The sequence below is a fragment of the Streptomyces sp. B21-105 genome (assembly GCF_036898465.1).
GTDB lineage: Bacteria > Actinomycetota > Actinomycetes > Streptomycetales > Streptomycetaceae > Streptomyces.
This window is the reverse complement of the sequence record NZ_JARUMJ010000001.1, coordinates 3,812,357-3,827,153: the sequence shown is the minus strand read 5'-3', so window position 1 is coordinate 3,827,153 and position 14,797 is coordinate 3,812,357. Positions and strand designations below refer to the sequence as shown.

At 67.3% G+C, this 14,797-nt stretch carries 8 protein-coding genes, 3 rRNA genes and 1 pseudogene; 5 read left to right on the top strand and 7 right to left on the bottom strand.

The genetic code is table 11. From position 1 onward, the window contains the following. Positions 1 to 92 precede the first annotated feature (92 nt). The 3 genes from QA802_RS17100 to rrf all read left to right on the top strand — a co-directional run bounded on the left by QA802_RS17100 (position 93) and on the right by rrf (position 5,268). Positions 93 to 1,618 (top strand): 16S ribosomal RNA (locus QA802_RS17100). Between the two features lie 320 nt (positions 1,619 to 1,938). Further along, positions 1,939 to 5,061: ribosomal RNA gene (locus QA802_RS17095) — 23S ribosomal RNA — on the top strand. Between the two features lie 90 nt (positions 5,062 to 5,151). After that, positions 5,152 to 5,268: ribosomal RNA gene (gene rrf / locus QA802_RS17090) — 5S ribosomal RNA — on the top strand. Together the 16S, 23S and 5S rRNA genes form the textbook arrangement of a ribosomal RNA operon. A 105-nt stretch (positions 5,269 to 5,373) precedes the next feature. Here the strand turns inward: rrf and QA802_RS17085 are convergent. The 5 genes from QA802_RS17085 to QA802_RS17065 are packed head-to-tail and all read right to left on the bottom strand — an operon-like array spanning position 5,374 to position 11,113. Beyond that, a complete protein-coding gene (locus QA802_RS17085) occupies positions 5,374 to 6,684 on the bottom strand; it encodes a DUF58 domain-containing protein (protein ID WP_334523255.1) in 1,311 nt (436 codons plus the stop codon). Further along, on the bottom strand, positions 6,684 to 7,673 hold the full coding sequence (locus tag QA802_RS17080; RefSeq protein ID WP_334523252.1) for an AAA family ATPase: 990 nt from the start codon (positions 7,671 to 7,673) through the stop codon (positions 6,684 to 6,686). Before QA802_RS17080 ends, QA802_RS17085 begins: the two co-directional genes overlap by 1 nt. Then, positions 7,673 to 8,869 carry a DUF4350 domain-containing protein gene (locus tag QA802_RS17075; protein ID WP_334523249.1) on the bottom strand — a complete coding sequence of 399 codons (1,197 nt, stop codon included), beginning with the start codon at positions 8,867 to 8,869 and terminating at the stop codon, positions 7,673 to 7,675. Before QA802_RS17075 ends, QA802_RS17080 begins: the two co-directional genes overlap by 1 nt. After that, the gene (locus tag QA802_RS17070; protein WP_443042134.1) at positions 8,866 to 9,708 is read right to left on the bottom strand and encodes a DUF4129 domain-containing protein; all 843 of its coding nucleotides are present in this window, start codon (positions 9,706 to 9,708) and stop codon (positions 8,866 to 8,868) included. Before QA802_RS17070 ends, QA802_RS17075 begins: the two co-directional genes overlap by 4 nt. Before the next feature lie 4 nt (positions 9,709 to 9,712). Beyond that, on the bottom strand, positions 9,713 to 11,113 hold the full coding sequence (locus tag QA802_RS17065; RefSeq protein WP_334523246.1) for a DUF7847 domain-containing protein: 1,401 nt from the start codon (positions 11,111 to 11,113) through the stop codon (positions 9,713 to 9,715). Between the two features lie 140 nt (positions 11,114 to 11,253). On the opposite strand from QA802_RS17065, the pseudogene mtnA reads away from it, so the two are divergent. Continuing rightward, positions 11,254 to 12,375, top strand: a pseudogene (gene mtnA, locus QA802_RS17060) (S-methyl-5-thioribose-1-phosphate isomerase); the annotation flags it as partial. Between the two features lie 108 nt (positions 12,376 to 12,483). Here mtnA and QA802_RS17055 read toward each other — a convergent pair. After that, the gene (locus tag QA802_RS17055; RefSeq protein ID WP_334523243.1) at positions 12,484 to 13,335 is read right to left on the bottom strand and encodes a GNAT family N-acetyltransferase; all 852 of its coding nucleotides are present in this window, start codon (positions 13,333 to 13,335) and stop codon (positions 12,484 to 12,486) included. A 106-nt stretch (positions 13,336 to 13,441) separates the two neighbouring features. Further along, positions 13,442 to 13,963 (bottom strand): GNAT family N-acetyltransferase, encoded by a 522-nt coding sequence (locus QA802_RS17050; RefSeq protein ID WP_334523240.1) that lies wholly within the window; start codon positions 13,961 to 13,963, stop codon positions 13,442 to 13,444. A 144-nt stretch (positions 13,964 to 14,107) separates the two neighbouring features. Here QA802_RS17050 and mtrA point away from each other — a divergent pair, with 144 nt between their 5' ends. Next, positions 14,108 to 14,797 carry a two-component system response regulator MtrA gene (gene mtrA / locus QA802_RS17045; RefSeq protein ID WP_187281934.1) on the top strand — a complete coding sequence of 230 codons (690 nt, stop codon included), beginning with the start codon at positions 14,108 to 14,110 and terminating at the stop codon, positions 14,795 to 14,797.

Genomic DNA, 14,797 nt, shown 5'->3' with positions numbered 1-14,797 from the left:
TTGAAACAAACACAGCGAGGACGTTGTGAACGCCGGGCTTATTCCGCTCGACGTTCCGCTCTCGTGTGTGCGATCCCGATCACGGGAAAACATTCACGGAGAGTTTGATCCTGGCTCAGGACGAACGCTGGCGGCGTGCTTAACACATGCAAGTCGAACGATGAACCACTTCGGTGGGGATTAGTGGCGAACGGGTGAGTAACACGTGGGCAATCTGCCCTTCACTCTGGGACAAGCCCTGGAAACGGGGTCTAATACCGGATACCACTTCCACTCGCATGGGTGGGGGTTGAAAGCTCCGGCGGTGAAGGATGAGCCCGCGGCCTATCAGCTTGTTGGTGAGGTAACGGCTCACCAAGGCGACGACGGGTAGCCGGCCTGAGAGGGCGACCGGCCACACTGGGACTGAGACACGGCCCAGACTCCTACGGGAGGCAGCAGTGGGGAATATTGCACAATGGGCGAAAGCCTGATGCAGCGACGCCGCGTGAGGGATGACGGCCTTCGGGTTGTAAACCTCTTTCAGCAGGGAAGAAGCGAAAGTGACGGTACCTGCAGAAGAAGCGCCGGCTAACTACGTGCCAGCAGCCGCGGTAATACGTAGGGCGCAAGCGTTGTCCGGAATTATTGGGCGTAAAGAGCTCGTAGGCGGTCTGTCGCGTCGGATGTGAAAGCCCGGGGCTTAACCCCGGGTCTGCATTCGATACGGGCAGACTAGAGTGTGGTAGGGGAGATCGGAATTCCTGGTGTAGCGGTGAAATGCGCAGATATCAGGAGGAACACCGGTGGCGAAGGCGGATCTCTGGGCCATTACTGACGCTGAGGAGCGAAAGCGTGGGGAGCGAACAGGATTAGATACCCTGGTAGTCCACGCCGTAAACGGTGGGAACTAGGTGTTGGCGACATTCCACGTCGTCGGTGCCGCAGCTAACGCATTAAGTTCCCCGCCTGGGGAGTACGGCCGCAAGGCTAAAACTCAAAGGAATTGACGGGGGCCCGCACAAGCAGCGGAGCATGTGGCTTAATTCGACGCAACGCGAAGAACCTTACCAAGGCTTGACATACACCGGAAACGGCCAGAGATGGTCGCCCCCTTGTGGTCGGTGTACAGGTGGTGCATGGCTGTCGTCAGCTCGTGTCGTGAGATGTTGGGTTAAGTCCCGCAACGAGCGCAACCCTTGTTCTGTGTTGCCAGCATGCCCTTCGGGGTGATGGGGACTCACAGGAGACTGCCGGGGTCAACTCGGAGGAAGGTGGGGACGACGTCAAGTCATCATGCCCCTTATGTCTTGGGCTGCACACGTGCTACAATGGCCGGTACAAAGAGCTGCGAAACCGTGAGGTGGAGCGAATCTCAAAAAGCCGGTCTCAGTTCGGATTGGGGTCTGCAACTCGACCCCATGAAGTCGGAGTTGCTAGTAATCGCAGATCAGCATTGCTGCGGTGAATACGTTCCCGGGCCTTGTACACACCGCCCGTCACGTCACGAAAGTCGGTAACACCCGAAGCCGGTGGCCCAACCCCTTGTGGGAGGGAGCTGTCGAAGGTGGGACTGGCGATTGGGACGAAGTCGTAACAAGGTAGCCGTACCGGAAGGTGCGGCTGGATCACCTCCTTTCTAAGGAGCACTTCTCAGCCGGTCCTACGGGACTGGTTCAGAGGCCAGTTCATCGGCGAACGTCCGATGCTGGTTGCTCATGGGTGGAACGTTGATTATTCGGTCCGGTTTCCGGGTCGGAGGCTTGCGAGTACTGCTCTTCGGAGCGTGGAAAGCATGATCTCCGGGCGGGATCGGGTCGGGCACGCTGTTGGGTGTCTGAGGGTGCGAGCGTTTTCGCTTGCCCTTCTGATGCCGGCCCCAGTGAACTCCAGCTCAGGTTGGGGGTGATGGGTGGCTGGTCGTTGTTTGAGAACTGCACAGTGGACGCGAGCATCTGTGGCCAAGTTTTTAAGGGCGCACGGTGGATGCCTTGGCACCAGGAACCGATGAAGGACGTGGGAGGCCACGATAGTCCCCGGGGAGCCGTCAACCAGGCTTTGATCCGGGGGTTTCCGAATGGGGAAACCCGGCAGTCGTCATGGGCTGTCACCCATACCTGAACACATAGGGTATGTGGAGGGAACGCGGGGAAGTGAAACATCTCAGTACCCGCAGGAAGAGAAAACAACCGTGATTCCGGGAGTAGTGGCGAGCGAAACCGGATGAGGCCAAACCGTATGCGTGTGAGACCCGGCAGGGGTTGCGCATACGGGGTTGTGGGATCTCTCTTTCACAGTCTGCCGGCTGTGAGGCGAGTCAGAAACCGTTGATGTAGGCGAAGGACATGCGAAAGGTCCGGCGTAGAGGGTAAGACCCCCGTAGTCGAAACATCAACGGCTCGTTTGAGAGACACCCAAGTAGCACGGGGCCCGAGAAATCCCGTGTGAATCTGGCGGGACCACCCGCTAAGCCTAAATATTCCCTGGTGACCGATAGCGGATAGTACCGTGAGGGAATGGTGAAAAGTACCGCGGGAGCGGAGTGAAATAGTACCTGAAACCGTGTGCCTACAAGCCGTGGGAGCGTCGGACGTCAAGCTTGCTTGGCGTCTCGTGACTGCGTGCCTTTTGAAGAATGAGCCTGCGAGTTTGCGGTGTGTTGCGAGGTTAACCCGAGTGGGGTAGCCGTAGCGAAAGCGAGTCCGAACAGGGCGTTTCAGTAGCACGCTCAAGACCCGAAGCGGAGTGATCTAGCCATGGGCAGGTTGAAGCGGAGGTAAGACTTCGTGGAGGACCGAACCCACCAGGGTTGAAAACCTGGGGGATGACCTGTGGTTAGGGGTGAAAGGCCAATCAAACTCCGTGATAGCTGGTTCTCCCCGAAATGCATTTAGGTGCAGCGTCGTGTGTTTCTTGCCGGAGGTAGAGCACTGGATAGGCGATGGGCCCTACCGGGTTACTGACCTTAGCCAAACTCCGAATGCCGGTAAGTGAGAGCGCGGCAGTGAGACTGTGGGGGATAAGCTCCATGGTCGAGAGGGAAACAGCCCAGAGCATCGACTAAGGCCCCTAAGCGTACGCTAAGTGGGAAAGGATGTGGAGTCGCAGAGACAACCAGGAGGTTGGCTTAGAAGCAGCCACCCTTGAAAGAGTGCGTAATAGCTCACTGGTCTAGTGATTCCGCGCCGACAATGTAGCGGGGCTCAAGCGTACCGCCGAAGTCGTGTCATTGCAGCATGAGGGCCAACGCCCGCTGTGATGGGTAGGGGAGCGTCGTGTGCCGGGTGAAGCAGCACCGGAAGGTAGTTGTGGACGGTTCACGAGTGAGAATGCAGGCATGAGTAGCGATACACACGTGAGAAACGTGTGCGCCGATTGACTAAGGGTTCCTGGGTCAAGCTGATCTGCCCAGGGTAAGTCGGGACCTAAGGCGAGGCCGACAGGCGTAGTCGATGGATAACCGGTTGATATTCCGGTACCCGCTGTGAAGCGTCAAACATCGAACCAGGCGATGCTAAGTCCGTGAAGCCGTTCCGGACCCTTCGGGGAATGGAAAGTGGTGGAGCCGACGGACCAGACTTGTAGTAGGTGAGTGATGGGGTGACGCAGGAAGGTAGTCCATCCCGGGCGGTGGTTGTCCCGGGGTAAGGGTGTAGGACGGTGTGTAGGCAAATCCGCACACCATATAGTCTGAGACCTGATGCCGAGCCGATTGTGGCGAAGTGGATGATCCTATGCTGTCGAGAAAAGCCTCTAGCGAGTTTCATGGCGGCCCGTACCCTAAACCGACTCAGGTGGTCAGGTAGAGAATACCGAGGCGTTCGGGTGAACTATGGTTAAGGAACTCGGCAAAATGCCCCCGTAACTTCGGGAGAAGGGGGGCCACGCTTGGTGAGAGGACTTGCTCCTCGAGCTGGGGGTGGCCGCAGAGACCAGCGAGAAGCGACTGTTTACTAAAAACACAGGTCCGTGCGAAGCCGTAAGGCGATGTATACGGACTGACGCCTGCCCGGTGCTGGAACGTTAAGGGGACCGGTTAGTCACTCTTCGGGGTGGCGAAGCTGAGAACTTAAGCGCCAGTAAACGGCGGTGGTAACTATAACCATCCTAAGGTAGCGAAATTCCTTGTCGGGTAAGTTCCGACCTGCACGAATGGCGTAACGACTTCTCGACTGTCTCAACCATAGGCCCGGTGAAATTGCACTACGAGTAAAGATGCTCGTTTCGCGCAGCAGGACGGAAAGACCCCGGGACCTTTACTACAGTTTGATATTGGTGTTCGGTTCGGCTTGTGTAGGATAGCTGGGAGACTGTGAAGCTCGGACGCCAGTTCGGGTGGAGTCGTCGTTGAAATACCAGTCTGGTCGTGCTGGATGTCTAACCTGGGTCCGTGATCCGGATCAGGGACAGTGTCTGATGGGTAGTTTAACTGGGGCGGTTGCCTCCTAAAGAGTAACGGAGGCGCCCAAAGGTTCCCTCAGCCTGGTTGGCAATCAGGTGTTGAGTGTAAGTGCACAAGGGAGCTTGACTGTGAGACCGACGGGTCGAGCAGGGACGAAAGTCGGGACTAGTGATCCGGCGGTGGCTTGTGGAAGCGCCGTCGCTCAACGGATAAAAGGTACCCCGGGGATAACAGGCTGATCTTCCCCAAGAGTCCATATCGACGGGATGGTTTGGCACCTCGATGTCGGCTCGTCGCATCCTGGGGCTGGAGTCGGTCCCAAGGGTTGGGCTGTTCGCCCATTAAAGCGGTACGCGAGCTGGGTTTAGAACGTCGTGAGACAGTTCGGTCCCTATCCGCTGCGCGCGCAGGAATATTGAGAAGGGCTGTCCCTAGTACGAGAGGACCGGGACGGACGAACCTCTGGTGTGCCAGTTGTTCTGCCAAGGGCATGGCTGGTTGGCTACGTTCGGGAGGGATAACCGCTGAAAGCATCTAAGCGGGAAGCCTGCTTCGAGATGAGTATTCCCACCCACTTGATGGGGTAAGGCTCCCAGTAGACGACTGGGTTGATAGGCCGGATGTGGAAGCCCAGTAATGGGTGAAGCTGACTGGTACTAATAGGCCGAGGGCTTGTCCTCAGTTGCTCGCGTCCACTGTGTTGGTTCTGAAACCACGAACAGCCCCATGCCATGGTCACGGTGTGGTGCGGCTGAACAGTTTCATAGTGTTTCGGTGGTCATAGCGTGAGGGAAACGCCCGGTTACATTCCGAACCCGGAAGCTAAGCCTTACAGCGCCGATGGTACTGCAGGGGGGACCCTGTGGGAGAGTAGGACACCGCCGAACAATCATTGCGAAAACCCCCGTGCCATTCGGCACGGGGGTTTTCTGCGTTCCTGAGACTTCGACATTGTTTTTGACGGGCTCTCCCACCGGAGAGCCCGTCGTGCGTTAGAGGCGTCCGGCTGCTTTCAGTGCGAGGTAGGCGTCCGCGAGTGCCGGTGCGAGTTCATCCGGTGTGGCGTCGACGACGGTGACGCCATGCCTGCGGAGCCGCTCGGCCATACGGTGCCGCTCGGTTTGGGCCTGGGCGGCGGCTGCTGCCTCGTACACCGCGTCGGCGTCACCGCGTGAGGTGGCCATGCGGGCGATGTGCGGGTCGGCCACTGACGCGACGAGGACCGTGTGACGTCGGGTGAGTTGCGGCAGGACGGGGAGGAGGCCTTCCTCGACCGGGGCGGTGTCCAGTGTCGTCATGAGGACGATGAGGGAGCGGCGGGGCGCTGTGCTCAGGGCTGCGGCGGTGAGACCGCGGGCGTTCGTTTCGACGAGTTCTGGTTCGAGGGCCGCCATGGCGTTGACCAGGGAAGGGAGGACGTCGCGTGCGGTCCGGCCCTGGACCAGCGCGCGTACCCGGCGGTCGTAGGCGAGGAGGTCGACCCGGTCGCCGGCCCGGGACGCCAGGGCGGCGAGGAGGAGTGCCGCGTCCATGGAGGCGTCGAGGCGGGGGGCGTCGTCCACTCGGCCTGCGGAGGTGCGGCCTGTGTCGAGGATCAGGAGGATGTGCCGGTCGCGTTCGGGACGCCAGGTGCGGACCGCGACCACGGAGTGGCGGGCCGTGGCGCGCCAGTCGATGGAGCGGGTGTCGTCGCCGGGAACGTATTCGCGGAGGCTGTCGAACTCGGTGCCCTCGCCGCGGGTCAGGACGCTGGTACGGCCGTCGAGTTCGCGCAGGCGGGCCAGTTTCGACGGCAGGTGCTTACGGCTGGTGAACGGAGGGAGGACCCGTACGGTCCAGGGGACCTGATGGGCAACCTGGCGTGCGAAGAGGCCGAGGGGGCCGTAGGAGCGGATGGTGACGCGGTCGGTGCGGTGGTCACCACGGCGGGTGGGGCGCAGGCGGGTCGTGACGCGGCGGCGTTCGCCGGGCGGGACCGTCAGACGGTGGCGAGAGGCTTCCGTCTCCGTACCGGGCTGCCAGCTGCTGGGAGGCCAGGCGTCGCGCAGGTGGGCGCGCAGGGTGCGGCGGGACGGGTTGGTGATGGTGAGGGTGACGTCCGCGGGGTCGCCGAGACGGGCGGTGGTGTCGCCGGAGCGGGTCAGGGCGAGTCGGCGTACGGGGGCGGCCAGCGCGAAGTCGCAGGCGCAGGCCAGGGCCAGCGGGGCGTTGACGGCCAGGATGCCCGTCCAGCCGGGGCCCCAGATGCCGACGGGGAGGGAGCCGAAGGCCGCGAGGAGCGCGGTGCGTCCGGTGAGCGCCATCAGCGGGGGACGGGGACGTGGGCGAGGATCGCGTTGATGACGGAGTCGGCCGTGACGCCTTCCATTTCGGCCTCCGGGCGGAGCTGGACGCGGTGGCGGAGGGTGGGCAGGGCGAGGGCTTTGACGTCGTCCGGGATGACGTAGTCGCGGCCGGTGAGCCAGGCCCACGCGCGTGCGGTGGCCAGGAGGGCGGTCGCGCCGCGCGGGGAGACGCCCAGGGTGAGCGAGGGCGATTCGCGGGTGGCGCGGCAGACGTCGACCACATAGGCGGTGATCTCCGGGGAGATCGCCGTCTTGGCGACGGCGGCGCGCGCCGCCTCGAGGTCGGTGGGTCCGGCGACGGGGCGTACGCCGGCGGTGTGCAGGTCGCGTGGGTTGAAGCCTTCGGCGTGGCGGGTGAGGACGTCGATCTCGTCCTGGCGGGAGGGGAGCGGGATCGTCAGTTTGAGAAGGAAGCGGTCCAGCTGGGCTTCCGGGAGGGGGTAGGTGCCCTCGTACTCGACGGGGTTCTGCGTCGCGGCGACGAGGAACGGGTCGGGGAGGGGCCGGGGCGTGCCGTCAACGGTGACCTGGCGTTCCTCCATGGCTTCGAGGAGCGACGACTGGGTTTTGGGCGGGGTGCGGTTGATCTCGTCGGCGAGGAGGAGGTTGGTGAAGACCGGGCCGGGCTGGAAGGAGAACTCGGCGGTGCGGGCGTCGTAGACGAGGGAGCCGGTGATGTCGCTCGGCATGAGGTCGGGGGTGAACTGGACGCGTTTGGTGTCGAGTTCGAGTGCGGCGGCGAGGGCGCGGACGAGCAACGTCTTGGCCACTCCGGGGACTCCTTCAAGGAGAACGTGTCCGCGGCAGAGCAGGGCGACGACGAGGCCGGTCACGGCGGGGTCCTGGCCGACCACGGCCTTGGAGATCTCGGCGCGCAAGGCTTCCAAGGAGGCGCGGGCGCGGCCCTGGTCCCCGGTGGTCCCGGCGTTGTCAGTGGTCGGGTCCATCATGGACGGCGTACCTCTCTTTCGAGGGCGTCGAGTTGGTCGGCGAGGGCGATCAGGGCCGCGTCGTCGCCGGGCGGCGGGCCGAAGAGGAGGGTGTGCAGGGCCTGACCGTTGCCGTGGAGATGGGCGGTCAGGGCGGGGAGGAGGGCCTCGGGCGCGTCCGCCTGGGGTACGGGGACGCCCAGGAGAGGGGCGAGGCGGGTGCGGGTGGTGGAGCGGAGAGCTGCGGCCGCGCGGTCACGGGCGTCGGCTTTGCGGTAGAGGCGGGCGCGGCCTTCGACGGTCTCGGAAGCGCGGATCGCCACAGGGAGTTTCTCGGGGACGAGGCGGCCGAGCCGGCGCGCCCGCCACAGGGCGGCGAGTGCTGCCGCGACGAAGAGTTGCAGGGTGCCCCAGAGCCATCCGGAAGGGAGCAGATCGAAGAAGCTCTCCTCGTCGTCCGGGTCGGTGGCGGTGGTGTCGGCGAGCGAGGGGAGGTACCAGACGAGATGGTCGCGGGAGCCGAGGAGTTGGAGGGCGAGCGAGGCGTTGCCCTGCTGGTCGAGGCGGTTGTTGTAGAGGATGTCTGGTGCGCCGAGCACGAGGGTGTCGCCGTCGCCGGTGGTGTCGGGGACGCGCAGCAGGGTGGCCAGGCGCTCGCTGGGGTAGCACTCGTCGGCATCGGGTCGCCGAGTGGTGTAGCGGACGCCGCCGGTGTCGGCGGTGCCGGCGCGGCGCGCGGCGGGCAGGGTGCAGTCGGGGGAGAGCGCGGAGTCGCGGCTGTTGGCGGGGTCGGCGGTCACGCCGGGCGCGAGGGTGCCCACGGACCAGCTGCTGGGCGCGACGAGGACGGTGCGGCCGCCCGAGCCGGCTGTCGCCGCGTACAGCTCCCTTTGCTGATGCTCGGTGAGGAGGTCGGGGGCGGCGACCAGGAGGGTGGTGTCGGGGGCCGCCGCGGTGCGGGCGTCGGCCAAGGCGGTGACGACGCGGGTGGTCACGCCGTGGTCGGCGAGGAGTTCGGCGATCGCGCGGCTGCCGTAGGGGTCGGGGGAGCGCGGGTCGAGGGCGCCGTGACGGGCGTCGGACTGCAGCGCGGCGAGTGTGATCGCCGCCGCCAGGAGCAGCGTGAAGGCGAGGACGAGCCCTCGGGCGCGGGTCCACAGCCGCAGGGCGGTGGGCGAGGCGGAGGTGGTGGGGGGCTTGGCCTTGGTCGTCATCCGGCGGCTCCCTGGCGGGAGGTGTGGGCCGCGTTGTGGAGGCTGTTGGCTGTCAGCTCGGGTTTGGCGCGTTCCAGGTCGAGGTCGAGTGCGGCCATGCGCGCGTACGACTGCTTGGTCGCCCGGCGGCCGCCGTACGTCACGTCGTCGAAGTCGCGGGCGGCGGCGCGCAGCCCGTCGGTGTGGGCCGGCAGGCTGCGGCCGGCCTCGGCGGCGGCCTCGTCGGCCGTGCGGCCGGGGTGGGCGTCGAGAAGGGCGCGTTCCTCCAGGGCGCGCACGACGGCGCGCATGCGTTCCTGTACGGCCTGGTTCCAGTGGCCCTGCGCGGCGTGCGCTTCGGCGGCCGCGCGGTGTTCGGCGGCGCTGCGGGGACGGTCGTCGAACAGTGCGGGCGTGGAGGTGGGGCGGCGGCGCGGTGCGCCCAGGCGCCACCACAGGGCGCCGACTACGGCGATGACGGTGAGGACGACGACCAGCAGGCCGAGTGTGCCCCCGGGGGTGGCGGTCGACGCGGTGTCGAACAGGTCGCCGATCCAGTCCCAGAGGGTGTCCAGGGTGCGCTGGAAGAGGCCGGGGTCGTCCTGGTGGTACAGGTCCTTGGACAGCTCGCGGCGGGCGGCCTCCCGCGCGGGGTCGCGGGGGATCGTCAGCGGCGGTTCGTCGCCCGAGCGGGCCAGGGACAGTGCCGCGCCGTCGCCTGCCCGAAGCAGGGCCCGCACGACCTTGTCGGCTGTGTGGCACAGGGCCGCCGGGCCTGCGTCGGTGAGGCCGGTCAGGGCCCGCAGGGGCAGGCCGTCCGGGTGCGGTACCGCTGTGAGAACTCCCCCCGTCGGTCTCACCGCATCAGCTCCGCGGGGTGGTGCCGGGGGCGGGGGAGCCGTAGTCCTGGAGGCCTGCGGCGCGGGCCAGGTCGAGGTCGAGGGCCTCGCGGCGGATGCGCTGGTCGATGTAGAGGAGCACGATGACGCCGGCCGCGATCGGGAAGGTGATCATGGAGCCGATGACGGAGCCGACGCCGCTGACGATCAGGTACGTCCAGCCGTAGTCGCTGCTCGCCTCGACCATGCCGCCGATGCCGCCGTCACTCAGGGCTGCCCCGAGGAGAGCGAAGGGCACGACGACGATCATCGCGATGATGTTCGAGATGAGCAGGGCGAGCAGCTGGATGCCGAAGACACGCCACCAGGAGCCGCGGGTGAGTTTCGCGGAGCGGCTGAGGGCTTTCTTGATGCCCTGCTTCTCCAGCATCAGCGCGGGCGAGGCCAGGCAGAAGCGGATGAGCAGCCAGAGCACGAGGACGACCGAGCCGAGGATGCCGAAGGCTTTCAGCGCGGCGCCCCCGTCGGGGTTTCCGGCGGCGCTCGCGAGGATGCCCGGCAACAGACAGACGAGGACGATGCCGGCGGCGATCAGCATCAGCAGGAAGATCAGGCCGAACAGCCGGGGCAGTCGCGGGCGGGCGTCGCGCCAGGCCTCTTTGAGGGTGACCGGTTTCCCGAGCACCGCGCGGCTGGTGACGGTGGTGAGCAGAGCGGTCGCGATCACGGTGCCGATGAGGCTGATGAGGAGGACCGGGCCGGAGGCGCGCAGCGCGTCGCCCATGGCGTTGAGCTGCTCGTCGGCGGTGGCGCTCGGGTCGCCGAGGGCTGTGGTGTCCGTGGCGTCGTTCAGGAGCAGGCCCTGCAGCAGGACGATGAGCACCTCGATGACGACCGCGACGGACAGGGAGATGCCGAGGACCGTGCGCCAGTGGGCTCGCATGGTGGCCACGGCGCCGTCGAGGATCTCGCCCACGCCGAGCGGGCGCAGCGGGATCACGCCGGGCTTGGCGGCGGGCGGCGGGCCGCCCCAGCCGGGACCCCAGCCGCCGGGCGGACCGTAACCGCCGTAACCCCCGGGGGCGCCGTAGCCTCCCGGGCCGCCGTAGCCGGCCGGACCTCCGGGGTGTCCGCCCGGACCGCCGGGCGGGTAGGGCACCCGGTTCTGGGCGGGCGGGGGCGGAGGAGGCGGCGGTGGGGGCTGGGCCGGGTTCTGCAGGCCTGCCGGCGCGGACCACTGGCCGGGAGGCGGCTGTTCCTTGGACCACTTCGTGCCGGGGCTCTGCGGGTTCGCGCTCACGTCCGGCTGGTCCGCGGGCTGATCGCCGGCGGGCCGGGCCGCGGGCTCGGCGGCGGGCGACGCGCCGGGCTCCTGTCCGTCGGACGGGGCGGATCCGGGCGAGGCCCAGCCCGGAGTGTCTTTCATCGTCGCTCCTTCACGGTGCCCGACCGCGGGCGCGGCGGCAGGTTGGGAGCCATCGTGCCATGGGGTGCTCACCGGGTGACCGGCCGCGGTACGGGCCGCACACCTTCAATGGTCCCTCGGATAGGGGGCAGACTGACTTCATGGCTGATCAGTACGCGCAATCCGGCGAGGACAAGGTGCCGGCCGAGATACCTGCGATCCGTTGGGAGGAGCTGCCGGAAGGTCCCGTGCTGGTCCTTCTCGACCAGACGAGACTTCCCGCCGAAGAGGTCGAAACGGTGTGTACGGACGCGTCCGCGCTGGTGGAGGCGATCCGGTCGCTGGTTGTGCGCGGGGCGCCGTTGCTGGGGATCGCCGGGGCGTACGGCGTCGCGCTCGCCGCCGCACGCGGCTTCGACGTGGACGAGGCCGCGAACGCGCTCGCGTCGGCCCGGCCCACCGCGGTGAACCTGTCCCTGGGCGTGCGCCGGGCCCGCGGCGCGTACCAGGCCGAGCGTGCCGCGGGCGGCGACCCGGGCCAGGGAGCGCGCGCCGCGCTGGAGGCCGCACGGCAGTTGCACCGGGAGGACGCCGACGCCAGCGCCCGGATGGCCGCACACGGACTGGCGCTGCTCGACGAACTCCTGCCCGGCGGCGGGCACCGGATCCTCACGCACTGCAACAGCGGGGCGCTGGTGTCGGGCGGCGAGGGGACGGCGTTCGCGGTGGCGCTCGCGGCGCACCGGGTGGGGCGGCTGCGCCGGCTGTGGGTGGACGAGACCCGTCCGCTGTTGCAGGGTGCCCGGCTCACCGCGTACGAGGCGGCGCGCAGCGGCATGGCGTACACCCTGCTGACGGACAACGCGGCGGGTTCGCTCTTCGCGGCGGGCGAGGTGGACGCGGTGCTGATCGGGGCGGACCGCATCGCGGCTGACGGGTCGGTGGCCAACAAGGTGGGGAGCTACCCGCTCGCGGTCCTCGCCCGCTACCACCATGTGCCGTTCATCGTGGTGGCGCCGGTGACCACGGTCGATCCCAGCACGCCGGACGGGGCGTCGATCGAGGTGGAGCAGCGTCCGGGGTACGAGGTGACGGAGACCGCGGCGCCGCAGGCGCCGGTGACGGGAGCGGGCGGAGGGGTGCCGGTGGCGCCGCTGGGGACGCAGGCGTACAACCCGGCGTTCGACGTGACGCCGCCCGAGCTGGTGACGGCGATCGTCACGGAGGAGGGCGTGATCTCGCCGGTGACGGCCGACGCGCTCGCCGAGCTGTGCGCAAGGGCGGGCCGGGGCAGTGCTGAGGACGGGGGCGGGGGCGGTAGAGGTGGCGAGGGCGGGGCCAGGGGCGAGGCTGAGTCCGGGGAGCCTGAGCTGTCCTGATCCCGAGTTGTTCTATGAGCGGGCGGGCTGGCCGGCGATCAGGAGGGTCGTGCCGGCGGGGCGGAAACCCAAGCGGGCGTAGATGCGGGCGACGGACTCCTGCGCGTAGGCGAGGAAGACCGTGTCGACGTCGTGCTCGCGGGCGTGGGCTGCCAGGGCCGCTGTCACGGCGGCGGCCAGGCCCTGTCGTCGGGCGGAGGGAAGAGTGCCGACGCCGCCGATCTCCGTCGCGCCCGTCGCCGGGTGGTAGTGGCCGACCGCCAGGGGGACGCCGTCCGCGGCGAGGGCCGCGACGAGTGTCTTGTGCCCGGCGCGGAGCGTGGGGCGCACGGCGGCGACCGTGCCGTCCCCGGTCACCTCCCCGGTCAGTCTGGACAGCTCCGCACGGTCGGCCGGGCCGGTGCCCGGCTGCTGGGCGAAGGCCAGGCGGGGCAGGGCGAGGGCGGCAGGCAGCGCGGGATCGTCCGCGGTCAGCACGCGCAGCGTCACGCCGTCCGGGAGCGGTGGGGCCGGGAGCGGACAGTGTGCCGGGAGCGCCATGAGCGGGCGCTCCAGCACCGTGAGGCCGGCGGCTTCGATCAGGGCGCGCAGGGCCGGCGCGGCCTCGGCCAGCCACTCGAATGCCTCCGGCACGCCGAGCTCCCGCTGGCGGGCACGCACCCGTGCGATGTCGTCGGCGCCGATCCGAGCCGCGCCCCGCCCGGCGGGCTGGGCATGGCCGGGACCGCCGTAGTACGGGGCACCCGGCTCCTCGCGCACGAACAGGCGCAGCGGGCCGAAGTCCTCGGCGGCGGCGAAAAGGAGGGGGACGGCCGCGTAGTACTCCTGGATGCGGTCGTGCAACGAGTCACCCATGCGGCGCATCCCACCACTGGAGGACACCGAGACGCACGAGGATTTCGCCACCGGACCGCTCCAGGATCACTCTCCCACCACTCCTGGACCTGCCCGGATGGAGAGGAACGGGCCTTCAGGACGCGGCGAAGGTGCGGGAGTTCATTCGGTAGAGCAGACTCTCCGCACCGCTACCGTCGGCCCATGTGCCGCTGAGCACGCCGCCGATCCGCTCGACGGCCCGCTGGGATCGGACGTTGTCCCGCCCCACCAGGAACGTGACAGTGCCGACGAACTGGGAGGCGTGCCGGATCATGAGGTGCTTGAGTTCCCCGTTGTACTTCCCGCCCCAGTGCGACCTGGCGAGGAAGGTCCAGCCGATCTCGATCTCGTCGTGTTCGGAGTCGTACCCGTGATACCGGGAGGAGCCGATCAGCCGACCGTCCTCCCTGTCGATCACGGCGAGAGCGCCCCGAGAGACAAGTGCCTCATGGAAGAAGCGGGTGAACTCGTCCCTCCGATGGCGGTCGCGGGCCGGATGCTGTTCCCAGACGAGCGGATCGGAGGCGACGGCGTACAGATCGTCGAAGTCCGCCTCCCGCAGAGGCCGGACGTCCACGAGTGCGCCACTCAGGTAAGGCTGGAGGTCGAAGGGCATGGGCCAAGGCTACCGAGGCGGGCCGACATCGGCGGCTGACACCGGCGTCGGCGGCCCGGGGCAGACAGTGACCGGTCCGTACGACTATCGTCACTGGCCGGTGAGCCTTCTCACCTGCGCCTCCTTCACTGTTACGAGAATGGGATGATGTCGTTTATGAAGGGACGAGTCCTTGTCGTCGACGACGACACCGCACTGGCCGAGATGCTCGGCATTGTGCTGCGTGGTGAAGGTTTCGAGCCGTCTTTCGTAGCTGACGGCGACAAGGCGCTGGCCGCTTTCCGTGAGGCGAAACCCGACCTGGTGCTGCTGGACCTGATGCTGCCCGGCCGGGACGGCATCGAGGTGTGCCGCCTGATCAGGGCGGAGTCCGGTGTACCGATCGTGATGCTCACGGCGAAGAGCGACACCGTCGACGTGGTCGTCGGACTGGAGTCCGGCGCCGACGACTACATCGTCAAGCCGTTCAAGCCGAAGGAGCTGGTCGCCCGCATCCGGGCCCGGCTGCGGAGGTCGGAGGAGCCGGCGCCCGAACAGCTCGCCATAGGCGACCTCGTCATCGACGTGGCCGGTCACTCCGTGAAGCGGGAGGGCCAGTCGATCGCGCTGACCCCGCTGGAGTTCGACCTGCTGGTCGCCCTGGCGCGCAAGCCCTGGCAGGTTTTCACCCGCGAGGTGCTCCTCGAGCAGGTGTGGGGCTACCGGCACGCCGCCGACACCCGCCTGGTCAACGTGCATGTACAGAGGCTGCGCTCGAAGGTCGAGAAGGACCCCGAGCGGCCGGAGATCGTGGTGACCGTCCGTGGCGTCGGATACAAGGCAGGACCCAGCTGA